This is a genomic window from Pantoea sp. DY-15 (assembly GCF_019795935.1).
GTDB lineage: Bacteria > Pseudomonadota > Gammaproteobacteria > Enterobacterales > Enterobacteriaceae > Pantoea > Pantoea leporis.
The window spans coordinates 1,730,109-1,755,052 of record NZ_JAIMIF010000001.1 but is presented as its reverse complement, the minus strand read 5'-3'; the positions used below and the strand labels follow the sequence as shown (position 1 = coordinate 1,755,052).

The following is a 24,944-nucleotide window of genomic DNA, read 5'->3' as shown; positions in this document are numbered from 1 at the left end:
TAGCAGTGATGCGGGCGGTCAGAAACACGGCGTGGTATCCCAAGCGCCGCTCTTACCGTACGTTGTTCTGGCGAGAAATCACCCCATTAGCCGTGCCCATCTTTATCGAAAACCTCTGCGTGATGCTGATGGGCGTCCTCAGTACCTTTTTGGTGAGCTGGCTGGGTAAAGAAGCGATGGCGGGCGTCGGTTTGGCCGACAGCTTCAACATGGTGATCATCTCCTTCTTTGCCGCCATCGATCTCGGTACCACGGTGGTGGTGGCGTTCAGCCTGGCAAAACGCAACGGCAAACGGGCGCGAGCCGCCACCAGACAGTCGCTGGGATTGATGACCGCGCTGGCGTTTGTGCTGGTGATCGCCATCGAGTTTTGGGGGCATCTGATCATTGATGTGATTGCCGGCAGCGCCGATCCCAAAGTGAAAGAGCTGGCGCTGAGCTATCTGCAAACCTCGGCGTGGAGCTATCCTGCAGCGGCGATTGCGCTGATTGGCAGCGGCGCGCTGCGGGGTGCGGGCAATACCAAAATCCCGATGCTGATCAACGGCGGTATGAATATTCTCAACATCGTGATCAGTAGCGTGCTGATTTACGGCTGTCTGGGTTGGGAAGGGCTCGGTTTTGTTGGTGCAGGATTGGGCTTAACCATCTCGCGCTATATCGGTGCGGCGGCGGCGATTTACGTGCTGTATCGCGGCATTACGCCGGCCCTGAAAATCTCCATCGCCAGCTATTTCCGGCGCTGGGACCGCAATATTCTGATGGAAGTGTTGGGCATTGGTGTGCCCGCCAGTATTGAATCGGTGCTGTTTAACGGCGGTAAGTTGCTGACGCAGATTTTTGTCGCGGGCATGGGCACCAATGAAATCGCCGGTAACTTTATCGCCTTCTCGATTGCTTCGCTGATTAACCTGCCGGGTAACGCGCTGGGATCGGCGTCGACTATTATTACCGGCCGCAGGCTGGGGCTGAATCAGGTGATGCAGGCTGAACGGCAAATCAAACACGTGTTCTGGCTGGCGATGATTGGATTATGTTCGCTGGCGTTGATCACCGTGCCGCTTGCCGGAACACTCGCGCAGTTTTACAGCCGCGACCCGGAAGTGATTTCAGTCACCAAGCATTTGATTTGGCTTAATGCCGCCTTTATGCCGATCTGGACCGCTTCATGGGTGCTGCCCGCCAGCCTGAAAGGCGCGCGCGATGCGCGTTACACCATGTATGTGTCGATGTTCAGTATGTGGGGCGCCCGCGTCGTAGCCGGTTATTTCCTTGGGATTGTGCTGGGAATGGGCGTGATAGGCGTGTGGCTCGGCATGTTCCTCGACTGGACGGTACGCGGCGTATTTTTCTGGTGGCGACTCAACAGCGGCAAATGGCTGAACAATTATCGCAAGATGATGGCGAAGAGCAGGGGATAAGCGCGTTGGGCTGGTCGCCATGAATGGCGACCCTACGGTTGTTTGTTAGGGTTTTCGTGGGGTGGGCATTTATGCGCACCGACATATATGCATGAATTGGCAAAGAAGCGCACAACTAATCGTTTTGGTTATAGGGGAGAATGCGGTTTACTGTCAGCCTCAATCATTTGTGGAGCAGCTGACAATGAAACACCTCTTGCAGCAGTGGTTTAACCAACTGATCAATGGCGAGACTGGACCCGCAGAAGAGCGCGAATTCGATCTCAGTAATCATATCGACCTGCTGATTCCCATCAGCCAGCTGTACGGTGTTGAGTTCCATCCTTCGGTATATCGCTACTATGAGAGATGAGCGCCTGCACCATGTGATCCGCTACAGCTACTGGAATGAGCTGTGCGCTGTTGAATAGAAAACCCGCTCCAGGCCAGCGGGTTTTTTTATGCCTGAAATTTGACCCTTCGTTCAAAAAAACTCATCAGATTTTCCCACTCTCTATCAATTGTATTGATTCCGTAATTATCTCGTAAAGAAATGTATTCCTAACTCGCGGCGTGCGTGTAAGATAGAAAAGTAAATGATAACCATTGGCGTTATCATTTGGGTGTCACGCCAGCTCAACGCCTTGCCGCCGGAATGCTTCTGCGCCAGGCCATCCGCTGATGTGACGTGCGCGTCAATAATTACAAGAAACTCACTCCCTTAAAAAATGGATAAAAATCGCAACCTGCCGTTTGGCAGCTTCAATTCGTTGACCCTGTTCACCGGGCTTTGCATTGGTATTTCTCCTGCTGCCGCATTAGCTGCAGATAATTCCAACAAAAAATCTGACGATACCTTAGTGGTTGAAGCGCATACGCCATCGCTGTATGCCCCCAACGCATCTGCCGATCCGAAATTCAATCGCCCGCTGGTGGATACCACCCGCACCATGACGGTGATTCCGGATCAGGTGATTAAAGATCAAGGCGTGACCAATCTTACCGACGCGCTGAAAAACGTGCCGGGCGTGGGTGCGTTCTATGCGGGGGAAAACGGTAGTTCCTCAACCGGTGATGCGGTGTATATGCGCGGCATCGACACCTCCAACAGCATTTACGTTGATGGCATTCGCGATATTGGCAGCGTGACGCGCGATACCTTCAACACTCAGCAGGTTGAAGTGATTAAAGGGCCATCGGGCACCGATTACGGACGCAGCGCGCCGTCGGGTTCGATCAATATGATCAGCAAACAACCGCGCCTCGATACCGGGCTCGACGCGTCAGTCAGCGTTGGCAGCGCGTGGATGCGTCGCGGCACGCTGGATTACAACCAGGCGATCAACGATAACGCCGCGTTCCGCCTTAATCTGATGGGCGAGAAAACTCACGATGCGGCGCGTGATAACGTGCAGAACGAGCGTTATGGCGTAGCGCCATCGCTGGCGTTGGGTCTGGATACTTCAACGCGCTTGTACCTCAACTATCTGCATGTGCATCAAAATAATACGCCAGATGGCGGCATTCCAACCATTGGCCTGCCGGGCTATTCGGCGCCGAATGCGGCGACGTCGGCATTGAATAATTCTGGCAAAGTCGCGACCAGTAATTATTACGGCACCGATTCTGACTTTGATAAATCGACCACCGACAGCGCCACCATACGCTTCGAGCACGATATCAACGACAGCACCACCATCCGCAACACCACGCGTTGGTCGCGCGTGAAGCAGGAATATCTGCTGACGGCGGTGATGGGCGGCGCCACTAATATCACTGCCCCGAACCGGAACGATGTGAATAGCTGGAGCTGGTCGCGCCTGGCGAACACCAAAGACACCAGCAACCGCATTCTCTCCAACCAAACCAACATCACCTCGAAGTTTTACACCGGTTCGGTTGGGCACGATGTCAGCGCGGGCGTGGAGTTTACGCGTGAAAATCAAACCAACTACGGCGTCAATGCGATTACGCCGCCATCGGTTAATATCTACCATCCTATCAGCAGCATTTCGGTGGGTGGATTGGACAGGAATGGTGCCAATGCTAACGGGCAAACCGATACCGCAGGCATTTACGCCTTTGATACGCTCGCGATAACCAAAAGTTTTGAACTGAACGGCGGCATTCGTCTCGATAACTATCACACCGAGTATGACAGCGCGACCGCCTGTGGCGGCACCGGACGCGGTGCGTTGACGTGCCCAGCTGGCGTGCCGCGCAATACGCCGGTTACCACCGTGGATACCGCAAAATCGGGCAATCTGGTGAACTGGAAAGCCGGTGCGCTTTATCGTCTGACCGAGCAGGGCAACGTCTATGTCAACTATGCCATTTCTCAGCAACCGCCGGGTGGCAGCAGCTTCACGCTGGCCGCAGGCGGCACCGGCAACAGCGCCAACCGCACCGACTTCAAACCGCAGAAAGCCAAGTCCAGCGAAGTGGGCACCAAATGGCAGGTGCTGGATAAACGTCTGTTGCTGAATGCGGCGCTGTTCCGTACCGATATTGAAAATGAGGTCACCGCTAATGACGACGGCACCTATTCGCAAGCCGGTAAAAAACGTGTGGAAGGCTATGAGCTCTCAGCCACCGGTAACATCACGCCAGATTGGGAAGTGATCGCCGGCTATACCCTGCAACATGCGTCCGTGACCGAAGGGGATAGCGTATCGCAGGATGGATCTTCTGCGCTGGCTTACACGCCGAAGCACGCCTTTACGCTGTGGACCAACTATCAGGCAACCGATGCGATTTCAGTCGGTGCCGGTGCGCGTTATGTGGGAAGTCTGCGTCGCGGCAGCGATGGTGCAGTCGGTACGCCGGATCACACCGAAGGTTATTGGGTCGCCGATGCCAAACTGGGCTACAAGGTGAACAACAACCTCGATCTGCAGCTCAACGTGTACAACCTGTTTGATACCAACTATGTTGCGTCAATCAATAAGAGCGGTTATCGCTACCATCCAGGCGAGCCACGGACTTTCCTGCTGACGGCAAACGTGCATTTCTAAGTTAACGTCGTGGGGCGTGCGCGCCCCACAATTTTTGAGAGAACAACGCGATGATGTATCACATTCCTGCTGTACTGACGCCGGAAGAGGTAGCGAGTTTTAGCACGCTGCTGCAACAGGCCGAATGGATCGACGGAAGGGCGACGGTCGGCAGCCAGGGCGCGACGGTGAAAAACAATCAGCAGATCGATACCCGCACGCCACTGTACGATCAGCTGCAAACCGCGGTGATGCAGGCGCTGAACAACAACCCGCTGTTCTTTTCTGCTGCATTACCACGATCGATTTCCACGCCGCTGTTTAACCGTTATGAGCAGGGCGAAACCTACGGTTTTCATGTCGATGGCGCGGTACGCCATAACGGCGCGGCGGGCTGGATGCGAACCGATCTCTCCGCCACGCTGTTCCTCAGCGAACCTGAAAGCTACCAAGGTGGCGAGTTGGTGATTGAAGACACGTATGGTCAGCACAAGGTGAAGCTGCCAGCGGGCCATCTGGTGCTGTATCCGTCGAGCAGCCTGCATTGCGTCACGCCGGTTACCCAGGGTGCGCGCGTCGCTTCATTCCTGTGGATTCAATCGATGGTGCGCGACGATAAACAGCGCGCCATGCTGTTCGAGCTGGATCGCAATATTCAAAGCCTCAAAGCGCGTCACGGTGATAGCCCAGAGCTGTTGTCGCTGCTGAACATGTATCACAATCTGCTGCGCGGCTGGACGGAAGTGTAAAAGCAAAAAGCCCGCTTAGTTTCCTAAGCGGGCTTCTCTAAATATGGCTCCTCTGACTGGACTCGAACCAGTGACATACGGATTAACAGTCCGCCGTTCTACCGACTGAACTACAGAGGAATCGTGTGAACGAGGCGAATATTAATGGCGCCCCTTGCAGGTGTCAACAGCTTAAAACACATTTGTATTCAACTGGCTAGCATTAGTACAAAGCGATCGCGATTTAAGCAGGTTCTGCTGTTAGCATCGCCAGTCGCGCCAGGGGATCCTGACGATAGAACTGCTGCAGATGGCGATACATCGCCGGGAAACGGTTAGCCAGTAAATCCGGTGCGCTAAAGAAATACTCCGATAGCACCGCAAAACATTCAGCCGCATCGCTGGCGGCGTAAGGATCGATGGTCGCCGCCTGTTCACCGACTAACTCAACTTCCGCTTCAATCTCCGCCATTGCCTGCAGCAGATCTTTCTCCCAGCTGGCGACATCGCGCAGCGCCATCACCGGAATGCCGCTGGTATAGCCGCTGCCGCGCGCATCAAGTTTATGCGCCACTTCGTGGATCACCAGGTTAAAGCCGGAGAGATCGAGCGAATCCTGAATATCCAGCGCATTCAGCACCACCGGACCTTGCGTCCAGCTTTGTCCAGCGTGCACCGCCGGCGCGTGATGTACCAGGCCGTTATCATCTTCCCAGCGATCGTCGACATTGAAAGGTTCAGGATAGATCAGCACTTCATGAAAGCCATCAAGCCATTCGAGACCGAGCTTCAACACCGGCAAACAGAACAGCAGCGCCAGACGCGTCAATAACAGTTCATCGAGTTGCAGGCCTTGCAGCGGCGAGATTTTTTTCTGCTGCAGGAAGCGTTGCGCCAGCGAAACCAGCGCGGTTTTTTCATCAGGATCGAGCAGTGAAAAGATCGGCTGCGCCAGCGCCTGTTGCCAGGGTAGCGCCAGTACTGAAGTCTCTATTTGCGCATGCCACGGCCATTTGAACATTGCGTCACTCACTCTTCAGACGAAAACAGTATCCTGGCGCGGCAAAGGGGAAATTACCAGCGCGTAATCAAAGCCGGATATTCAACCAGTTAGTGGGGGATTTGTCTGTGATTGGCGTGGCAAAGCGGGAAATTCATCGTGAGGAAATAAAAAAGGTCGTCATGAATGACGACCCTGCGTTTGCATGCTTCGCTGCGTTTATCTTTAGCGTTCAACCCGCTGGAACGCGATCACCCAAACCCACGGGTTCACTTCCCAGCTGGTGGCGCCGTACTGTTTCTGCCACGCTTTGCGGTACGCTTCTTTTGGCGATTCGGAATTCATATTCATGGTGAAAAAGTTATTCAGGAAGTGCGAATCGGTCTGCACGCCTTCCGCCATGATGTCATCTTCACTAATGTCCTGAATCTTCTCGGCTCGCACCGAGGTGATTTGCAGGTCGATGCGGCTGGCCCAGCGCGGCATATGAATCGCGGTTTGCCAGCCAAACTGCTCGGCATTCTGCATATTCTCATCCAGCTGTCCCAATTCATTGCTGTCAGCGCGATATTGGCAGTAAGCCGCATTGCGGAACGGCAGAGGATCGCGTTCGTAATCCGCCAGCATCGCCTCCGGCACGATCGGGCCGCGCCAGGTTTCACGTACCCACAAACCATCGCCCGCCTGACCAAATGGGCAGTGCGAACTGACATCGGTCATCGACATCAATTTATAGCCGTGCAGATGATTGGCGCTGACATCAAATGCGTGTACCCCTTCATGATGATCCTGGCCCGGACCAAAGGCTTGAGTTTTCATAATGCGCCGGGTCTGCGTTTGCTGGCCAACCAGCAGGGCGCGTACCCGCTGTTCGGAAAAAAGAATCGGCCGTTCTTTCATTGCATACCTCTTAATGTGTCACAAACCCGGAAACTGCGAAGAATCCCCTAACATCCGTAGATGTGAGAGCTAGCATAATGGGTTTGAATCAGTTTGCTTAATAATTTGTCGACTTAGTATCAGGCTATTCTGGCAATTTTAGATGTAAAAAATGGTTCATAAGCAAAATGTGTGCTGAAAAGGACTTTGCAAGGGATCAGAAGCCATAAATTTTCCAGATACAGTACGTTATAAAGGCCATTATGGGAACCTTTTCAGATTATGCCGTGTTGATCTGCCTCTAAGAAGCCCCATTTATCAGCATAGATAACTGGAATTTATCCCTAAAGCGAAATTTGTTGATGACGCGAATATATTAAACCTATTGAACAGAGTTATTTAACTAAAATGCACTAAGGAAATACCGAAATCGCAATGGCTGCTGTGCAAGCGGCGTTAACAGCGTTATAACAAGATCGGGATCTCCTTTTTACGCCTGGCACCGCCTGGACGGATGTAAAAAAAGTGTCATGACCAGGCCGCTATGATGTCCGCAGGAACGTAGATAACAGCAATAACAGGAGAAGCACGATGTCACTTACTCACTGGCAACAACGCTACGAGAATTGGCTGCAGCTCAACTGGCTGCACGACGACAAAGCCCACGATATCGCGCACCTGCGCCGCGTCTGGATGAGTGCTAAGCGCATCATGCAGCACAGTGACGCCGATCCTATGGTCGTGATGACCGCCTGCTATTTTCACGATGTGGTCAACCTGCCGAAAAACCATCCCGAACGTCATTTAGCGTCAACTTATGCCGCGGAAGAGACGCGCCGCATACTGCAGCAAGATTTCCCCGACTTCCCGTTCGAACGGCTGGATGCCGTTGCGCACGCGGTGCAGGCTCACAGCTTTAGTGCACGTATCGCGCCGCAAACGCTGGAAGCGAAAATCGTGCAGGATGCCGATCGTCTCGAATCATTAGGTGCTATCGGCCTGGCGCGCGTTTTCTATACGGCGGGCGCGTTAGGTCGTCCGCTGTTTGATAGCGAAGATCCGTTAGGAAAGGATCGCGAACTGGATGATGTGAAGTGGACCTTGGATCACTTCCAGAAAAAGCTATTGGGTTTACCGCAAACCATGCAAACCGAAACTGGACGCCTGTTGGCGGAACATAACGCCGATTTTCTCGTCCACTACATGGGCAAACTTTGCGCCGAGCTGCAGGGCAATTTGACCTCCATCGATGAATCGGTGTTAAGAGATTTCAGCCCCATACACTCGTAATATTAAATTTTTATGACAGTCTGTTAAGTTTCATCTGCTTCCGCTACGTTGTTGTAAATCAAAAGGGAGTATGAAAATGACCGAGACCGTTAACTTAACCATCAAAATTGACCCGGCACTGAAAGAGCACATCAAACAGTTAGCCGCCGATAACCAAATCTCCATGAGTCAGGAGATCGTTAATCGCCTGCAGGCCAGTTTAGATGCGGGTGCGCAACCGGCCATTGATAGTCTGGATACTCAGGAAGCGGTGGAAGATCAGCTCTCCGCTGCGGAACTGAAGCAGATTCGTTCGCTGCTGAAGAAAAGTAAGAAGAAGAAATAAGCAGAAAACCCGTCACTGACGGGTTTTTTTATGCCTGCAGATTAAATACGGAACTGCTGCGCGCGCTGCGCCAGGCGGTCCGATAAGGCGCGCAATTGCACTGCCGATTGCACCTGATGGGCGTTAAGCGCTTCGTTCTGCTGCAGCTGTCCGCTCATCTCCACCACTTCCAGCGCAATCTTTTTCACCCGATGACTCTGCGCAGCACTGTTGTGCTGTAGCTCGTTCAACTGCGTCACCACGCCAGACACCGCGCTGCTGATCTGCGCGAACAGCACCTCCAGCGCTTTCACCTTATCGAAGCCAGCATGCACATGTTGCTGCGTATGCTGAATCAATCCGTCAATCTGGCGCGTCGAGGCACCGCTTTGCTGCGAGAGCAAACCCATCTCTTTGGCGACCACCGAGAAGCTGCGGCCGTAAGCGCCGGCATGTGCCGACTCAATTGCGGCATTCAGCGATAACAAACGCGTCTGCATCGACAAGTCATCCAGCATGCCAACAATCCCGGCGATATCATCCGACGCGGTGACAATTTGCTGCATCTGGGTTTCCATCTTATCGACTTCCAGTGCGCAGTTACGCATCAACGCATCGGCAGATTGCGCTTCCTGCGTCGCCTGCTGCGAGAACTGGGCACCAATCTCCACCTCTTGCGAAACGCGATCTAAGCGCTGCGACAGATGATGGAAGCTGGCATTTTGCTGCTGGTGTTGCTGCATCACTTTCTCATTATGCTGCTGCATATCTTCTGCGCCGGCGGCCACGCTGACCGCCACCGTGTTGATGTCGCGCACAATCTGCTGCAAGCCGCGCCGCATGGTCTCGATTGACTGGAACAGCTGGCGCGTTTCCAGCGACTGACGACGCGGAAGGTTTTGCGCATCGACCAGATCACCGGTGGCGATCTGTTCCAGCTGCGCATTGGCGCGACGCAGCGGCAACAATACGCCGCGCATCAGCAGGCTGGAGGCCAGCACTAACAGCGCCATCAGCACCGCGCTGACCATCAGCGACAGATTGCGGCTCTGCTTCAAGGTGCTGAGGGTGTTTTGATTCACGCTGCTGAGCTGCTGATTGGCCTGCTCGATTTCACTGAACCACGCATCATTAAACTGCTGCTGAAATGCCTGCATCGGCACCATAAAAAAGGCGTTGATGTCGTTGGCCGCTAATCCTTTCAGCTGCTCCTGCAATCCTGCCGCTAGCATGGTAAAACCTTGCGCCAGCGGGCTATCCGCATGGGCGTGGTAGGCGGCGAACTGTTGTTGCGCCTGTTTCAACGAGTCATCGGCTGCCGCCGCCAGACTTTTCCAGCTATCCACCGAGCCACTTTGTTGATCCTGCATCAGATAAATACCGGCGCGATGGCTGTTATCACTGGCGGTGAGCAGTTCGATGCGCGCTTTATCCAGCAGGGCCAGACGTTCGCGCAGTTGATTCGCCTGCTGCAACGAGGTTTGCGTCTGGTTAACGTGGGTATTCAGTAGCAGCACGCCGGCAAACTGCAGCAAGCAGAACAGCGCAATGAACAGCAAAAACTGGCTACGTAAACTGGTGAGCCACAGCGGAATACGCGGGGAGAACCGCGCGCGTAACCGCAGCGGCAGAGTGATAACAGACAGGAGTGACATCACACGCCTCCAAAAAATAAAACAGGAGTATTGGCAGCACGCGTGACAGTTTGGTGACAGCGGGCGCGATTAGGCGGAAAACAGCATAAAGCGCGGCCCTAAATAAAATTGTGGTCCTGAATCGCTACGCCTTTTGCGCGGCGTACTGTTCAATCAGCGGCAATAACAGTTGCGCCACCGCAGCAAATACCGGCACCACTACCGAGTTGCCGAACTGCTTGTAGGCCTGCGTATCGGAAACCGGAATGCGCAGTTTGGCCTCGCCCGGCGCTTCAAAACCCATCAGGCGGGCACATTCGCGCGGGGTTAAACGACGCGGACGGCGCGCCATATTCTCCGCCTGCTGGAAATCCGCTTCGCCTTGCGCGAGATCCCAGCCGCGATCGATGAGGATTTCCGAACCATCTTTGTAATAGCGCGCCGATAAGGTACGCACGCAAATGTTCAGATTACGCGGATCGTTAAGGCCAAAGCCGAAGCCGTTACCTTTGGCTTTATGCTTTTTCGCGTATTGATACAGATAGTTCCACAGCGTGGGCGATAGCGTGTATTTTGCTTCCGGCTCGGGTTCCAGCAGGCTGTGTAACGACGGCACCTTTTGTGGGTAGAGCGCGGGCAGGGCGCGCAACGAAAAGCCGTTGCTGAGCCCGCTATCACGGCGAATGCCCACCAACACGATGCGCTCACGATGCTGCGGCAGGAAATGGCGCGCATCGATAATTTTCGCATCCGGCAAACCACCGTCATTGGCATCGGCCACGTCATAACCGAGTTCATCCAGCGTGGCCATGATGATGGCGAAGGTGCGGCCTTTATCGTGGCTCTTGAGGTTTTTCACGTTCTCCAGCACGAAGAACGGCGGCTTCTTGGCGGCCAAAATGCGCGCCACATCGAAGAACAGCGTGCCTTGCGCTTCGCACTCAAAACCGTGCGCGCGACCCAACGCATTCTTCTTGCTCACGCCCGCCAGCGAGAAGGGCTGGCAAGGAAAACCGGCCAGCAATACCTGATGATCGGGAATGGTGCGATCGATATGCTGATAAATTGCCTGCTCATCGCTGATGCCCGCGGGCTGCGTTACCAGACGAATATCACTGTTGAAGTGATGCAACTGTGGATCGCTATACAGATTGGCTTTATAGGTGCGCACCGCTTCTTTATTCCATTCGCTGGTGAACACGCACTGACCGCCAATCTGCTCGAAGCCACGGCGAATGCCGCCGATACCGGCAAACAGATCGACAAACTGGAATTTGGCGTCGTCATAGTGCGCCGGACGCTGCGGCAGCAAGGCCTGCAGGCTGGCCACTTCGCGGCTGGAGAGCGCCGGCGCGGCACTTTTACCGGCGCGGATGCGATTCAAACGCGGCACGCTCCAGTCGCGGCCACCGGCTTCAGTTAAGGTGATAACCACATCGCGTGCGGCATAGATATCGAGCACCTGCAGTAACAGCGACGTCGCGTCATCCTGATCGGCGGTTAACGGGGAGGGCGAGACGGGGTCGATAGCGAGCATGCGTTTTTCCTTAACAGTGAAGCGGCTATGCTAACACTCATCACGCAACGAGGAAATTGGCGTGCGGTGTGCTTTCGCTTTTGGCTTAAACCGCTAAAGTTGTAGAAGCGCTAATACAAGGAGACGCCATGGCAGACGTTCACTCGCAAGCCATTCGCAGCAAAAACATGCGCGCGATTCGCAATCAGGATACCGCGATTGAACAGCGTATTGCGTTGATTCTCAAAGATCGCGGCTTCACCTATCGCGTACAGGATAAAGCGCTACCGGGCCGCCCGGATTTTGTCCTGCCCGCCGAGAAAGCGATTATCTTTGTTCATGGCTGCTTCTGGCATCGACATCACTGCTACTTATTCAAAATGCCGGCCACGCGCACCGAATTCTGGAGTGGCAAAATTAACAGTAACGTTGAGCGCGACCGGCGTTACGTCGAACAACTGCGCGAAGGAGGTTGGAAAGTACTGATTGTTTGGGAGTGCGCGCTGCGCGGCAAACTGCAGCTGCAGGACAGCGCGCTGATTGAACGTTTAGAAGAGTGGCTGCTGGCCGCAACCGACAGCAGCGAAATCGACCATCAGGGCTTGCATCACTATCGCGTTGAATAGTGCGAGATTGTTGCTTTTAGCCGCTATAACAGTTTAGATCTCCCTTTTCTCTGGGACGCGGAATTGAGCCATGAGCAGCATCAAACTTACCGTTAAGCGCCTGTATCAACTCCGCGATGAGCGGATGGTGACAACCCAAGCCACGGCGCGCATTTATCTTGGCGACCGGCTGGTAGCCACCGAAGAGATCAGCGGCATGACGGAAAGTCCGGTGAGCAAGTATTTGCACGCCGGAGATCTGACGGGGCCGTTACGCGTCGAATGGGACTGTGCGGGCATCGCCGATATGTCAGTAACGGCGATTGAGCGTTGCCCCTGTTGTCAGGATCACGAACCGGAATAATAAGGAATACCACTTTGGCAGGAACCAGTTTACTCACCCTTCTGGATGATATTGCAACACTGCTCGACGATATCTCGGTCATGGGCAAAGTTGCGGCAAAGAAGACCGCAGGCGTATTGGGTGACGATCTGTCGCTGAATGCGCAGCAGGTTAGCGGTGTCAAAGCCAACCGAGAATTGCCCGTTGTATGGAGCGTTGCAAAAGGCTCCTTTCTTAATAAATTCATTCTGGTGCCGCTGGCGTTATTGATCTCGGCGTTTGCGCCCTGGCTGATTACGCCGCTGCTGATGATTGGCGGTGCCTATCTTTGCTACGAAGGCGTGGAGAAAGTGCTGCATAGCCTCAATCACGATAAGGCCGAGCAGAGTCCGGAGGCGCGTCAGCAGCGTCTCGACAAACTGGCGCAGCAGGATCCGCGGGCGTTTGAAAAGGACAAAGTAAAAGGCGCAGTGCGCACTGACTTTATCCTCTCGGCGGAGATTGTCGCCATCACGCTGGGCATCGTCTCAAAGGCGCCGCTGCTGAATCAGGTGCTGATTCTCGCCGGTGTCGCCATTCTGGTGACCATTGGCGTCATCGTGGCGATGATTGTTAAAATTGACGATTTGGGCTTTTGGTTAAAAGAGAAATCTTCCACGGTCGCGCAGGCCATTGGCGGCGTATTGCTGGCCTTTGCCCCCTGGTTGATGAAAGCCTTAACGTTAGTCGGCACGCTGGCGATGTTTTTGGTTGGTGGCGGCATTGTGGTGCACGGCATCACGCCGCTACATCACGCCATTACGGAATACAGCGCCGGATTCAATGGTTTGGTCTCGGCACTGCTGAGCAACGGCGCCAATCTGGTGATCGGCTTTATCATTGGGTCGATCGTGCTGTTGGGCGTAAATCTGATTGCTAAGCTGCGCGGCTAGCAGTTATAAAGCGCTGTAAATTTTTAATCACGGTCAGGAGAACGATGATGAACGACGATATGTTTGAATTTGATATCGATGCACAGCTGGAACAGGCTGAAGCCAAAGCGGCAGAAAAAGCCAACGAAGTGCCTGCGGATATCAGCGACGAGGCGGATTGCGAAGGCTGCAAAATCTAATTTTCCTGTCCAGGACGTGCTATCAAAGCCGACAATAAATTTTGTCGGCTTTTTTTATTTACAGAGTTTTTAACTGCTTATTCTGATTTAGTAGCAGTAATAGATTAATCGTATAGGAAAAAATCGGTCACAGCTGCTATACCTAAATTCGGTCATTTAACGATGAAAGAGGGAGGTGCGGTATGATCTTTGCAATCAGTGACGAAGTTCAGCACAAACAGGGCGGACCCACCATGGTGGTCACCGGCTATGCCAGCGGAATGGTAGAGTGTCGTTGGTATGATGGTTACAGCGTGCGACGTGAGGCGTTTCGCAGTGATGAACTCAGTCACGTATCGAGCGCGCAACAGCTGGCCAGTTAAACACATTCGGGACGATGCCCGTCGTCCCGAATGTGGTTCAATCCTGCATTACACCTTGCCGTCGTTATCCTCTTCCACCGCCTGATAAATCCGCTGCAGAATATCCGGAAAAGCAGATTGCACGCGGCTCCAGCTGGGAATAAAGGGTTTCTCATTCGGACGCTCAATAAAGGCTTGTCCGGCATCGAGAATCGCCTGAGTGAACATCTCTACCGCCGCTTCCTCAATGTGCTGATCAAACTTGAGGCCGTTCATGGTGGCTTCGTGGTTGTAGATCTCCATCATGTCCAGCGCATTACGGTAGTAAGTGGCTTTCAACACCCGGAACGAATCGCTGGTGAGCGGCACGCCCATGGTGGCCAGCTTACGCAGCAGCGACTGCACGATGTCATTGCTCATGCGTTTCAATCCGCCGGTACCATCATCTTCGGCCAGCGGCTGATGCTTGTGGTCGTAGTTATCGGCGATCTCAACCTGGCAGGTCTGACGCGTGGTGTAGTTACGATAAATCTCCGACAGCACGCCAATCTCTAATCCCCAATCGCCAGGAATCTTGATGCCGTTGAGCACATGCGTGCGCATGGCAAACTCGCCAGAGAGCGGATAGCGGAAGCTGGTGAGGTAATCGAGATATTCCGAGTGACCGTAGACTTTCTGTAAGGAGCGCAGCAGCGGACCGACCAGCAAACGCCCGACGCGGCCATTCAGCTTGCCGTCGGCGACGCGCGCATAAAAACCTTTGCAGAACTCATACTGAAACGACGGATTGGCCAGCGGATAGAGCAAACGCGCCAGCATGCCGCGTTCATAGGTGACGATATCGCAGTCGTGCAGCGCCACGCACTGAGTGCGGTCGGAAGCCAGCGTGTAGCCAGTACAGAACCACACATTGCGCCCTTTGCCGGGTTGGCTCGGCGATAAACCCTCTTTATCCAGTTCGGCATCCAGCGCTTTCAGGCGTGGCCCGTCATTCCATAAAATGCGATGGCGCTGCGGCAGGCGGGAGAAGAACTCACGCGCAAACAGAAACTGGTCGCGATCGGCGCGGTCGAGGCCAATCACAATCTCCTCCAGGTAAGGTACCTTCGCCAGTTCGTTAACGATATTATCTAGCGCCGGGCCTTCCAGTTCCGAGAACAGCGACGGCAATATCAGCCCCATTTTGCGTTTGCGTGAGAAGCGCACCATCTCTTTTTCCAGCGATTCGACGCTGCGGTGGGTGAGATTATGGAAATTAGTAATGACACCATTCTGGTAAAAATCACTCATCGTCTCATCCTTTGGATTAAAGGCCGTTACTCATTCGGCGCAAGAAAATAGTCCAGACCTTCACGCCAGCCCTGCGGACCGACGTGCGCGGTGTGGTAAACGTTCTCAGTATCGGTGCGTTGCAAAGCCACCGGCGTTTTACTGAAGCCTTTTATCACCACGGCATAATCAACGCGCTCCAGCATCGGCACATCGTTGGGGCCATCGCCCAGGCCGAGTGTGGTGCGCGCTTCTCCTTCCTGCGCGGCGAGATGCTGCTGAATGTCTGCCAGCGCAATACCTTTGCCGGTGCCGGCGGGCATCACATGCCAGAAACGCCCGCCCTGGGTTAACGCCAGATTGTGTTCGGCCAGCGCCGCGCGGAATTCCGGTAGACGCTGTTCGTCATCGCGCCACAACACCACTTCCGACGCTTCGCGCAGGCGGCTTTGGCTGGCTTCGGCAAGGGTTAAACCGGTAAAGCGTGCGACTTCGGCATCACTAAATTCATGAAAGCCGTTGAAGCGAAATCGTGCCTGCAACGCCTGTAGCGTCTGGCACAGCGCATGATAGCTGGCGCTGGTTTCGATCGGCGGCGTGTGTTCACCGCCCAACACCACGCGCGCACCGTTTTCAGCAATAAAGGGCGCACCGACAATGCCTAACTTCTTTTGTAGCGGAATAATCTCGGCCGCCGTTTTGCTGGAACAAATCACCAGCGGAATCTGATGTTGTTTCAGACGCGCCAGCCATTCACTGGCCGCATCCCAGTTATAGTCATGATGATCCAGCAATGAGCCATCAAGATCGGTAATGATCATTAGGGAAGAGTTAAGACTCAGCATCATCACACTCCTTACGCCAGTGGCATCCGTAAAGCGAAGAGTAATCAGTATAATAGCGGAATCGCGATCACACTTTTTCCCGCGACCCGGCCAGCGACATCCAGGATAATTCTTAAATGGCAAACGTGGCGGGAGGCGCGATGCACATTTCGTGCACAGCTGAAACCAGCAGTGACGCGGCGCGTAGGACGATTCACATGAATGCTTATACAAAATTGTTCGATTTACATGCAGGGATGAGTCTTGTCTTAATCAGACTAAGGCGTAATCTGACAGAGTGTTAAGAATTCCCTGGTGTAACGAACTTACTGATTTACTTTACCCGGCCATCCCGCCGGGTATTTTTTTGAAATCGATTTCAGCGGTTCACTTCGCTGCTGGCGAAGTCGCGAATGTCGAGTTCGAAGGCTTCCGCTAGCTCGGAGTAAGAGTCATAGGCTGCGCCATTTACCGTAACGCGATGCGCGTCTTCGGCTTCCATAAACTCTTTTACCTCGCCCGACGTTCTCTTCTGAATGGCTTCCAGCAACGCATCAACATCGACATTCACTTCGCGCTGAACTCTCTCGCTGTACTCTTTTGCAGTGGTCATGGCGGCCTCCCGGAGGCAATCGGATCTACACCAGTATAGTCGTTGGTGAAAAGAGGGCGCGGAGGGCAAATAGCAGGCAAAAAAAAGCCCGCGCTGCGCGGGCAAAAATCCTTGTTACTTTTAGGTTGACTGCGCCTTTGGGGTTGGTGCAGTACTGAGAAGTGTACGAGCAGCCTGCGTCAAAAGTCTCTCTGCGAAACGTTAAGAAAGCGAAAAAGCGCATCTTGACAGAGTTTTACCTGCCTTTAAGTGCACAGTGCGTAACAGCGACTATGCTTAGCGATTGATTGTTAAGTGATATCAGGGAGTGAATATGGACTTTTTACGTATTGTCATCGCTATTTTGGTTCCGCCACTGGGCGTATTCTTGCAGGTCGGTTTTGCTGGGGCTTTCTGGCTCAACATTCTGCTGACGCTGTGCGGCTACATTCCGGGCATCATACATGCGGTGTGGGTTATCGCCCGACGCTGATCGCGATCAGGCAGTGTTGATTATCTTCCGTTAAACTGTGTCGCAGGACAATTTGTGGAGAGTAATCAATGAAGGTGAACGATCGCGTTACGGTTAAAACCGACGGCGGCCCGCGCCGTGTGGGTACAGTGCTGGCGGTGGAAGCATTCAATGAAGGCATCATGTATCTGGTGGCGTTAGAAGATTACCCGCTGGGGATTTGGTTCTTTAATGAAAGCGATCATGCTGAAGGGGTTTTTGTGGAGCCGTATGAAGGGGCATGATGCCAGGTGCGCATAAATGCGCACCCTACAACGTAGGGTCGCCATTCATGGCGACCTCTACAAATTCAACGCTTAAAACGTCTCCCAATTATCATTCCCCGATGTCGCCAATGCAGGACGCGGCGCCAGATTTGGCGTACGCAACGCAGACTGCGCCGCTTTAGCCACGTGCGCCACAGGCGCGTCATTCAAACGGAACACCGCTACCGCCTGCGTCAATCTGCCGGCCTGATCTTCCAGCGAAGCCGCTGCCGAAGAGGCTTCCTCAACCAGCGAGGCGTTCTGCTGCGTCACGTTATCCATCTCGGTCACCGCCAGGCTCACCTGCTGGATGCCACGGCTCTGCTCATCCGACGCGGCGGCAATCTCAGCCATAATGTCCGTCACGCGCCGCACCGCTTCAACTATCTCGCCCATGGTATTACCGGCTTCACCGACCTGGCGTGAACCGTTGGTGATCAACCCCACCGATTCAGCAATCAGCGTTTCAATCTCTTTCGCCGCCTGCGCACTGCGTTGCGCCAGGTTACGCACTTCGCTGGCCACCACGGCAAAACCACGGCCTTGCTCACCGGCACGTGCCGCTTCTACCGCGGCATTCAGCGCCAGAATATTGGTCTGGAAGGCGATACTGTTGATGACGTTGGTGATCTCGGCAATCTTTTTCGAGCTGCCAGAAATATTGTTCATGGTTTGCACCACGCCGCTCACCAGATCGCCACCGCTGCGCGCTTTGCCTGAGGCATCGGCGGCCAGCTGGCTGGCGTGATGGGCGTTCTCGGCGTTCTGTTTCACCGTGGCGGTGAGCTGCTCCATGCTTGCGGCGGTTTGCTCCAGCGCGGAGGCCTGCTCTTCAGTACGTGATGAGAGATCGGTGTTACCGGCGGAAATCTCGCTGGAACCCTGATAAATCGCTACCGCGCCTTCTCGCACCGTACCAACGGTACGCACCAGCGAGGCCTGCATTAGCTGCAGGTTATGCAGCAAGCTACCAATCTCGCTGCGGCCATAGGCTTGTTCCGGCGCGGTGAGATCGCCTTGCGCGATACGCTCGATGCGATCAACGGACTGACGTAGCGGGGTGATCACCACGCGACGCAGGAACACGAAGGTCAGCAGCACCAGCAGCAAGGCGGCAGCAAACGCCACCGCCATAGCAATAAAGCCAATGCGTGATTGATGCGCGGCTTCGGCATTAATCGCTTCGGCGCGGTCGGTACGGATTTTAATCGCCTTCAGCAGCACGGCATTATAGGCATCATCCAGTTTGCGCGTGACGTCAGTTTCCTGCGCCACAATGCCTTCGAAGCTGCCCTGTTTAGCCGATTCAATCATCGGCTTGAGACCTTTATCAATATAAGCATTGAAGCTGGCGGTCAGCGGTTCATCGAGTGCAATATCCGCCGGCGTTTTCGCCTTGCGATCCATATAGAGTTTAAAACCTTCGCGCGCTTGTTTAATACGCGTCTCGGTGCGCGCTAAATCGGCACGATAACCATCCATTTCACCAATACGCGCGGCGGCACCGGATTGCAGCACATTGAGTCGCGCAGTACGCAGATGGTTAGAACTGTTAGAGATGCCCATACGAATTTGAATTTCTTCGGTGGCATCGTTTAGGGAATTATTACTCTGAATCAAAAAGTAGCTGGCGAGTCCAATGCACAGGGCAAAAAGCAGCAGAATGCCACCAAAGATCATACTGAACAAAGGCATCAGGCGCAGGTTCTGCCAGATGCTGAGCTTATATTGCTCATCAATCGATGCTGTTTTCATATCCTTGCTCTCATGTAGGTAGGTGTTATGAGAATAAGCATCGGCAGGCAGGGAGAAAGGATTAGGCAGGAAAGTGGGATCAAACTCTCAAAACGTGAAAAGGGCCAATCAGATGATCAGCCCTTTTATTCACTGTAGGTAATTATCGCACGTTAACATAAATCCCTGAGGTGACATTATCAGTCAAACGGACGACATGATAAATAACCTGCTTATTATGGGTTTTAATTTTACGTTTAATATTACCTTTATGTGACGATACGGTTTTGGCTTTAATTTGCATGTTCTCAGATATCTGAATGGTATCATGACCTGACATCCACATTTTCAGCATATTTGATTCAGTCTGACTTAATGTCAATGGATGCACGTCGAGCCCGGCAGAAATACGCGGCGAAGCGTTGAGTTTCTTTTGCAAATAGGTGCCTAATAACGAATCCAACGTCGAAGTTTTTATCGATTTTGATGTAATAATCAGGTTCTTACGAACGTAGAGGTATTCCTCAAAATGGATATTCGAGATCGCCATGAAAATAAAGAATAAGGTATCAGGATGCTGCATGATAATAGCACGAATACGATCGCTGGAATCAGATTCGTGAATAAAGCACTCTTCGTTGATAAACACAACGCCCGGCTTAATTTGCTCACATCTTTGTTGCAATTGGTCGATATCCGAGACAGGAGTAATATTTTTCTTTTTAACTCCTTTCGCAGACATATAGTCAGACAAACCCAGGCGTGTGTAATTACATGAATCCATAATAATCGTTGGCATTATAGCGACCCTCACCAATTTGTTATCCGTTTAAATCAACGATGAATACGCGTTTGCGGTACGAGAGAAATTTCCAAAGACACTTTTTTATTCTGCTCAGCAGATTGGCGATAGTTGTCCATGCGCCATCATGACTCTTCCCTGAACCGTGCTGCGAAGTTTTTTTTATAGTACATCCACGTCACTCTCATCTCAGCCATAGTGGGAATGGCTAAGGATTTGCATTAAGTGTTTTATTCGCTCTGTTTTGAGAGCCCTGTCACTATCGCGCAGATCACAGACAAATCTGATAGGACAAATCTTAAAAACATTTGTGTGGCGAAAGTATGACGCTTCAGCGAGCGTTGACAATGCCGGAAAAAAGGGATTTAGACAAGAAAAATCGCTGTGAAATTTTTTTTGTTTAAAAACAGCCCTTTGAGCATTAAATCAACCGATTCAGCAGGTTTAACCCCTTAGGAATCGTCTGACTAAAATACGCGAAGCGCGGTTTAATAAGAATAATTTTCACCAAAAATGCGCACTTATCAGAATTTCCTCAGTTGATTTCTGAGAAATATGGTTCAGAAAATGCACTAACAGATTTTGAATGCTTAACTATTACTTAAGGGCGTCTACAGAATAGTTAATCAACGGGCGCGGGAAAGTTCTGACACAAACTGGGCGAGTAAATCAAAGACTTCGCTAAACAGATGTTCGCAGAAGGGAGCAAGCAGCGGCATCATCAACCCTACGCTGAGGATGCCCACCGTTAAGGTAATCGGGAAGCCAACCGCGAAAATAGAGAGTTGTGGTGAAACACGGTTTAACAAACCTAGTGCCATGTTTAGCGTGAGGAGCAGAACTATTAAGGGCAGCGCTAACATCATGCCATTAAGGAAAATTAATCCCGCGGATTTCACCAACGCCATAAAAGCATTGGCGTTGAGCGGCTGATCGCTGATTGGCAACGTATGAAAACTGTCCACCAGCAGTGAAATCAGCCACAGATGTCCGTTGAAGGTAAGAAACAGCAGCATGGCCAGCATATCGAGAAAACGAGCCAGCACCGGCATGTTCAGGCGGCTACCCGGATCGAAGAAGGTGGCGAAGGACAACCCCATCTGTAAACCAATCACTTCCCCCGCCATACGCACCGCCGCAAAGGCGAACTGCATGGTCAGGCCGATGCTCACGCCAATCAGCAGCTGTTGCAGTAGCAACCAAAATCCCGCGGGTGTAAACAGGGTCGCCTCCACCGGCGGCAGTACCGGTAGGATGATCCAGGTGGTCAATACCGCGAGGCCAATCTTGACGCGTTTGGGAATCGATTTTTCGCTCAGCACCGGCGCGCTGGCAAACAGCGCCAGCAAACGCACCATCGGCCAGAAGAATTGTGCGACCCAATGGATCAGCTGGCTGCTGTCGAGGTTAATCATTAGCCAATAATGTACGGCAGATTGCTAAACAGCGTGCGAATGTAATCCAGCATCAGATTAAGCATCCACGGACCTGCGATTACCGCCGTAGCGGCAACGGCCAGAATCTTGGGGATAAAGGAGAGCGTTTGTTCGTTAATCTGGGTCGCGGCTTGCAGCACGCTGATGATCAACCCGCTGATCAACGCCACCAGCAACATCGGCGCGGCCATTAGCAGGGCGACGCGCATTGCTTCCTGGCCCATAACCATCACTGATTCAGGTGTCATGCTGCACTCCTCGAGAAAGAAAGGTGAGGGCGAACGCCACTCAAGAGTAGAAACTTTGCGCCAGTGAACCCACCAGCAGCTGCCAGCCATCCACCAGCACGAACAGCATCAGCTTGAACGGCAGGGAAATGGTCGCCGGCGGCACCATCATCATCCCCAGCGCCATCAGTACGCTGGCGACCACCAGATCGATGATCAGGAACGGAATGAACACGGTGAAACCAATCTGGAAGGCGGTTTTCAGTTCACTGGTGACATACGCCGGCAGCAGAATACGCATCGGAACCGCTTCCGGACCCTGAATCGGTGCGGTGTTGGCCAGACGGGCAAACAGCGCTAAATCGGCTTCGCGCGTTTGACGCAGCATAAATTCACGCAGCGGCTGAGCACCTTTGTCAATCGCGTCCGCCATACTGATTTTGTCCTGGCTGAACGGCACATAGGCGTCGGAGTAAATCTTGTCGAAGGTCGGCGCCATGATAAAGAAGGTCAGAAACAGCGCCAGGCCGAGCAGCACCTGGTTTGGCGGCGCCGACGGCGTGCCGAGGGCGTTACGCAGCAAACCAAACACAATAATGATGCGCGTGAAGCTGGTCATCATCAGCAGCACCGCCGGAATAAAGGTCAGCGAGGTGATGAACACCAGCGTCTGTACCGGCAGCGACCAGCTCTGGCCACCGTTCGCCAGCGGCTGGCTAATTAAGCCTGGCAGCTGCGCATGGGCAACCGGTGCCAGCAACAGCAGCGGCAAGAGAGGAAGTAATCGACGCATCATTGTGGTTTTCCGGGACGTTTAACCAGGTTCTGGAACAGCTGACGAAAATCCTGTGGCGCAGCGCTGTGATTTGCCCGTTCTTCCGGCGGCAGCGGCGGTAACGAGTGCAGATGGGTGATCTGCTGGGCGGTCACGCCCAACACCAGACGCGCATCGGCGGTATCGACAATGACCACACGCTCACGCTGGCCAACCTGCACCGTCGCGCTGACTTTCAGCGCCTGGCCGGTCACCGTTTTTGGTGCAAAGCCAAGGCGTTTGGCCAGCCAGCCGCAGCCGAGAATCAGCAGAACAATTACTGCCAGCACGCTGCTGACCTGGCCAATCACCGAACCGGTTGAGACCACAGGCTGGCTGAGTACCGGTTGTTCGGCTTGCGTGTGTTTTAACATGCTTAACGGCTCAGACGACGCATACGTTCAGACGGGGTAATGATGTCGGTGATGCGCACGCCATATTTGTCGTTCACCACCACCACTTCACCCTGCGCGATCAGATAACCGTTGATCAGAATATCCAGCGGTTCCCCGGCCAGGCCATCCAGCGCCACCACCGAACCCTGCGTCAAGCGCAGCAGCTCTTTGATGGTCATCTTGGTGCGACCCAGTTCCACGGTCAGCTTGACCGGGATATCCATGATCAGATCGATATCCTGCAGCGAGCCGCTGATGCCAGGATTTTCCAGCGACTTGAACACATTTTCAGTTGGATCTGGCGCGCTGGTGGTGGTTTGTTCGTTCATAGCTGCAGCCCACAGATCGTCCGCGGAGATGTCGTCGTCGGACGGTTTCTTGCTGTCACTCATCGGGCTGTTCCTCGTTCAGCGAATTCAAAATCGGGTTAATCAAATGTTCTACACGCAGCGCGTACTGGCCATTGATGGTGCCGTATTGGCTGGTCAGCACCGGCACGCTATCGACGTGAGCGATGATGCGGTCCGGCTTCTCAATGGGCAGGACGTCACCGGGTTTCAGCTGCAAAATACGTGACAGGCGCAGCGATGTTTCGGCGAAATGGGCAATCAGCTCCAGCTCCGAGTGCTGCACCTGTTTCACCAGATTGTCGCGCCAGTGATTATCTTCCCGGCGTGAGTTTTCCAGTGGGGGATTGACCAGCAGCTCGCGCAGCGGCTCAATCATCGAAAACGGAATACAGATATTGAATTCACCGACCAGGTTTCCAATCTCCACCTGGAACGGCGTGTTCACCACGATGTCATTCGGTGAAGTGGTGATGTTGGTGAACTTCACCTGCATCTCGGAACGTACATACTCCACTTCCAGCGGATAAATCGCTTTCCACGCGTCGCTGTAGCCATCCAGCGCCAATTTCAACATGCGGCGAATCACACGCTGTTCGGTATGGGTAAATTCACGTCCTTCAACTTTGGTCGGGAAACGACCGTCGCCGCCAAACAGGTTATCGACAGCAATAAAAACCAGGCTCGGTGAAAACACCACCAGCGCCGTGCCGCGCAGCGGCTTCAGGTGGATCAGGTTCAGGTTAGTTGGCACCGGCAGGTTGCGGGCGAACTCGTGGTACGGCTGAATCTTGATCGCACCCACACTAATATCGGGGCTACGGCGCAGCAGGTTAAACAGCGCCATACGGAAATGACGGGCAAAGCGCTCGTTGATGATCTCCAGCGCCTGCAGACGCTCACGTACGACGCGGCGCTGAGTATTGGGATCATAGGGACGGATATCGCCATCGGTCCCTTTGGAACTGTTCTCTACTTCCGCACTGTCACTGTCGCCATTAAGCAGCGCGTCAATCTCAGCCTGGGAGAGAATGCTATCGCCCATTAAATCACCTCAAAATGAAGGCGGTAAACAGCACGTCATTGACAACCTGAGCCGGTTGACCTTTTACCAGCGGCGGCGCCAGTGCCTGTTTGATCTGCTCAACCAGGGCCTGTTTGCCTTGCTCTGTGGCCAGTGCCGTCGCGCTTTGACGCGAAAGCAGTAACAGCAGACGGCTGCGCACTTCCGGCAGGTAATCGTTCATCCGACGACGGGTATCCTCATCGGGCAGACGCAGGGTGAAACCCACGTACAGCACACGGTCGGGATCGTTGTCAGGATTGACCAGGTTTACTGTAAACGTATCCATTGCAAAAAATACGGGAGCAGCCGGTGGCTCGACTTTCGCCGCGTCCGGTTGGCTGCCTTCGTGTTTATTCATCATTCGCCAGACTGCATAGCCTGCCACGCTGCAAGCGGCCAGCGTTACAATCAGTAACACCGGTAGTAGTAGTGAACGTTTGCGGCCTTTAGCTTTCGCGTTATCAGACATCTTGCAGTTACTTCCTGTGAATTATGGGCAAGCCTCTCGGCTTACCTG

At 53.4% G+C, this 24,944-nt stretch carries 29 protein-coding genes and 1 tRNA gene; 13 read left to right on the top strand and 17 right to left on the bottom strand.

Going from position 1 to position 24,944, the window contains the following annotated elements; genetic code table 11:
• Positions 1-8 precede the first annotated feature (8 nt).
• From K5Y32_RS08605 to ybiX, 4 genes are all read left to right on the top strand, one after another.
• On the top strand, positions 9-1,421 hold the full coding sequence (locus K5Y32_RS08605; protein ID WP_222182797.1) for an EmmdR/YeeO family multidrug/toxin efflux MATE transporter: 1,413 nt from the start codon (positions 9-11) through the stop codon (positions 1,419-1,421).
• A 184-nt stretch (positions 1,422-1,605) separates the two neighbouring features.
• Complete coding sequence (locus tag K5Y32_RS08600) at positions 1,606-1,773, top strand: hypothetical protein (protein ID WP_167391193.1); 168 nt, start codon at positions 1,606-1,608, stop codon at positions 1,771-1,773.
• A 355-nt stretch (positions 1,774-2,128) separates the two neighbouring features.
• Positions 2,129-4,414, top strand: coding sequence for a catecholate siderophore receptor Fiu (locus tag K5Y32_RS08595; RefSeq protein WP_222182795.1), 2,286 nt, complete (start codon positions 2,129-2,131; stop codon positions 4,412-4,414).
• A gap of 50 nt (positions 4,415-4,464) precedes the next feature.
• Positions 4,465-5,142 (top strand): PKHD-type hydroxylase YbiX, encoded by a 678-nt coding sequence (gene ybiX, locus K5Y32_RS08590; protein WP_222182793.1) that lies wholly within the window; start codon positions 4,465-4,467, stop codon positions 5,140-5,142.
• Positions 5,143-5,186: 44 nt separating this feature from the next.
• Here ybiX and K5Y32_RS08585 read toward each other — a convergent pair.
• The 3 genes from K5Y32_RS08585 to K5Y32_RS08575 all read right to left on the bottom strand — a co-directional run bounded on the left by K5Y32_RS08585 (position 5,187) and on the right by K5Y32_RS08575 (position 7,021).
• Positions 5,187-5,262: transfer RNA gene (locus K5Y32_RS08585), tRNA-Asn, on the bottom strand.
• Positions 5,263-5,365: 103 nt separating this feature from the next.
• On the bottom strand, positions 5,366-6,142 hold the full coding sequence (mtfA, locus tag K5Y32_RS08580; protein ID WP_137386050.1) for a DgsA anti-repressor MtfA: 777 nt from the start codon (positions 6,140-6,142) through the stop codon (positions 5,366-5,368).
• Positions 6,143-6,346: 204 nt separating this feature from the next.
• Complete coding sequence (locus K5Y32_RS08575) at positions 6,347-7,021, bottom strand: hypothetical protein (protein WP_101763938.1); 675 nt, start codon at positions 7,019-7,021, stop codon at positions 6,347-6,349.
• 570 nt (positions 7,022-7,591) lie between these two features.
• On the opposite strand from K5Y32_RS08575, the gene K5Y32_RS08570 reads away from it, so the two are divergent.
• Positions 7,592-8,290 (top strand): phosphohydrolase, encoded by a 699-nt coding sequence (locus K5Y32_RS08570; RefSeq protein ID WP_222182791.1) that lies wholly within the window; start codon positions 7,592-7,594, stop codon positions 8,288-8,290.
• Positions 8,291-8,366: 76 nt separating this feature from the next.
• A complete protein-coding gene (locus tag K5Y32_RS08565) occupies positions 8,367-8,615 on the top strand; it encodes a hypothetical protein (protein ID WP_222182789.1) in 249 nt (82 codons plus the stop codon).
• A gap of 41 nt (positions 8,616-8,656) precedes the next feature.
• Here K5Y32_RS08565 and K5Y32_RS08560 read toward each other — a convergent pair whose 3' ends face one another.
• Together K5Y32_RS08560 and dcm are read right to left on the bottom strand one after the other, a co-directional pair.
• Entirely contained in the window at positions 8,657-10,249 is a 1,593-nt protein-coding gene (locus K5Y32_RS08560; RefSeq protein WP_222182787.1) for a methyl-accepting chemotaxis protein, read from the bottom strand.
• A 124-nt stretch (positions 10,250-10,373) separates the two neighbouring features.
• A complete protein-coding gene (dcm, locus tag K5Y32_RS08555) occupies positions 10,374-11,765 on the bottom strand; it encodes a DNA (cytosine-5-)-methyltransferase (RefSeq protein ID WP_222182785.1) in 1,392 nt (463 codons plus the stop codon).
• Positions 11,766-11,893: 128 nt separating this feature from the next.
• On the opposite strand from dcm, the gene K5Y32_RS08550 reads away from it, so the two are divergent.
• The 5 genes from K5Y32_RS08550 to K5Y32_RS08535 all read left to right on the top strand — a co-directional run bounded on the left by K5Y32_RS08550 (position 11,894) and on the right by K5Y32_RS08535 (position 14,165).
• Positions 11,894-12,370 (top strand): very short patch repair endonuclease, encoded by a 477-nt coding sequence (locus tag K5Y32_RS08550; RefSeq protein ID WP_101763942.1) that lies wholly within the window; start codon positions 11,894-11,896, stop codon positions 12,368-12,370.
• Between the two features lie 70 nt (positions 12,371-12,440).
• The gene (locus K5Y32_RS08545) at positions 12,441-12,713 is read left to right on the top strand and encodes a hypothetical protein (protein WP_008105433.1); all 273 of its coding nucleotides are present in this window, start codon (positions 12,441-12,443) and stop codon (positions 12,711-12,713) included.
• A 14-nt stretch (positions 12,714-12,727) separates the two neighbouring features.
• Positions 12,728-13,624 (top strand): DUF808 domain-containing protein, encoded by an 897-nt coding sequence (locus K5Y32_RS08540; protein WP_222182783.1) that lies wholly within the window; start codon positions 12,728-12,730, stop codon positions 13,622-13,624.
• A 44-nt stretch (positions 13,625-13,668) separates the two neighbouring features.
• On the top strand, positions 13,669-13,803 hold the full coding sequence (locus K5Y32_RS24870) for a hypothetical protein (RefSeq protein ID WP_255253243.1): 135 nt from the start codon (positions 13,669-13,671) through the stop codon (positions 13,801-13,803).
• A gap of 182 nt (positions 13,804-13,985) precedes the next feature.
• The gene (locus K5Y32_RS08535; protein ID WP_101763944.1) at positions 13,986-14,165 is read left to right on the top strand and encodes a YodC family protein; all 180 of its coding nucleotides are present in this window, start codon (positions 13,986-13,988) and stop codon (positions 14,163-14,165) included.
• A gap of 48 nt (positions 14,166-14,213) precedes the next feature.
• Here K5Y32_RS08535 and K5Y32_RS08530 read toward each other — a convergent pair whose 3' ends face one another.
• The 3 genes from K5Y32_RS08530 to yodD all read right to left on the bottom strand — a co-directional run bounded on the left by K5Y32_RS08530 (position 14,214) and on the right by yodD (position 16,850).
• A complete protein-coding gene (locus K5Y32_RS08530; RefSeq protein ID WP_101763945.1) occupies positions 14,214-15,434 on the bottom strand; it encodes a glycosyl transferase in 1,221 nt (406 codons plus the stop codon).
• 26 nt (positions 15,435-15,460) lie between these two features.
• Positions 15,461-16,258, bottom strand: a complete 798-nt coding sequence (locus K5Y32_RS08525) for a mannosyl-3-phosphoglycerate phosphatase-related protein (protein WP_222182951.1) — start codon at positions 16,256-16,258, stop codon at positions 15,461-15,463.
• A gap of 358 nt (positions 16,259-16,616) precedes the next feature.
• Positions 16,617-16,850 carry a DUF2525 domain-containing protein gene (gene yodD, locus K5Y32_RS08520; RefSeq protein ID WP_217546270.1) on the bottom strand — a complete coding sequence of 78 codons (234 nt, stop codon included), beginning with the start codon at positions 16,848-16,850 and terminating at the stop codon, positions 16,617-16,619.
• 313 nt (positions 16,851-17,163) lie between these two features.
• Here yodD and K5Y32_RS08515 point away from each other — a divergent pair, with 313 nt between their 5' ends.
• Together K5Y32_RS08515 and dsrB are read left to right on the top strand one after the other, a co-directional pair.
• Positions 17,164-17,322 carry a YqaE/Pmp3 family membrane protein gene (locus tag K5Y32_RS08515; RefSeq protein ID WP_176970355.1) on the top strand — a complete coding sequence of 53 codons (159 nt, stop codon included), beginning with the start codon at positions 17,164-17,166 and terminating at the stop codon, positions 17,320-17,322.
• Positions 17,323-17,390: 68 nt separating this feature from the next.
• On the top strand, positions 17,391-17,585 hold the full coding sequence (gene dsrB / locus K5Y32_RS08510) for a protein DsrB (protein ID WP_176970356.1): 195 nt from the start codon (positions 17,391-17,393) through the stop codon (positions 17,583-17,585).
• A gap of 72 nt (positions 17,586-17,657) precedes the next feature.
• Here the strand turns inward: dsrB and K5Y32_RS08505 are convergent, their stop codons facing one another.
• The 9 genes from K5Y32_RS08505 to fliL all read right to left on the bottom strand — a co-directional run bounded on the left by K5Y32_RS08505 (position 17,658) and on the right by fliL (position 24,896).
• A complete protein-coding gene (locus tag K5Y32_RS08505; protein WP_137386044.1) occupies positions 17,658-19,361 on the bottom strand; it encodes a methyl-accepting chemotaxis protein in 1,704 nt (567 codons plus the stop codon).
• 142 nt (positions 19,362-19,503) lie between these two features.
• Positions 19,504-20,139, bottom strand: coding sequence for a transcriptional regulator RcsA (rcsA, locus tag K5Y32_RS08500; protein ID WP_008105413.1), 636 nt, complete (start codon positions 20,137-20,139; stop codon positions 19,504-19,506).
• 629 nt (positions 20,140-20,768) lie between these two features.
• Positions 20,769-21,557 (bottom strand): flagellar biosynthetic protein FliR, encoded by a 789-nt coding sequence (fliR, locus tag K5Y32_RS08495; RefSeq protein ID WP_101763949.1) that lies wholly within the window; start codon positions 21,555-21,557, stop codon positions 20,769-20,771.
• Entirely contained in the window at positions 21,557-21,826 is a 270-nt protein-coding gene (fliQ, locus tag K5Y32_RS08490) for a flagellar biosynthesis protein FliQ (RefSeq protein ID WP_008105408.1), read from the bottom strand. Before fliQ ends, fliR begins: the two co-directional genes overlap by 1 nt.
• A 40-nt stretch (positions 21,827-21,866) precedes the next feature.
• On the bottom strand, positions 21,867-22,598 hold the full coding sequence (gene fliP / locus K5Y32_RS08485; protein ID WP_097097688.1) for a flagellar type III secretion system pore protein FliP: 732 nt from the start codon (positions 22,596-22,598) through the stop codon (positions 21,867-21,869).
• Positions 22,598-22,993: a flagellar biosynthetic protein FliO gene (fliO, locus tag K5Y32_RS08480; protein ID WP_222182775.1), complete on the bottom strand. Its 396-nt coding sequence runs from the start codon at positions 22,991-22,993 to the stop codon at positions 22,598-22,600. Before fliO ends, fliP begins: the two co-directional genes overlap by 1 nt.
• Positions 22,994-22,995: 2 nt before the next feature.
• Entirely contained in the window at positions 22,996-23,406 is a 411-nt protein-coding gene (fliN, locus tag K5Y32_RS08475; RefSeq protein WP_008105402.1) for a flagellar motor switch protein FliN, read from the bottom strand.
• Positions 23,399-24,406, bottom strand: a complete 1,008-nt coding sequence (gene fliM / locus K5Y32_RS08470; protein WP_064739115.1) for a flagellar motor switch protein FliM — start codon at positions 24,404-24,406, stop codon at positions 23,399-23,401. The genes fliN and fliM overlap by 8 nt, the downstream gene beginning before the upstream one ends.
• A 4-nt stretch (positions 24,407-24,410) precedes the next feature.
• Positions 24,411-24,896: a flagellar basal body-associated protein FliL gene (gene fliL, locus K5Y32_RS08465; RefSeq protein WP_008105400.1), complete on the bottom strand. Its 486-nt coding sequence runs from the start codon at positions 24,894-24,896 to the stop codon at positions 24,411-24,413.
• Between the last annotated feature and the right edge of the window lie 48 nt (positions 24,897-24,944).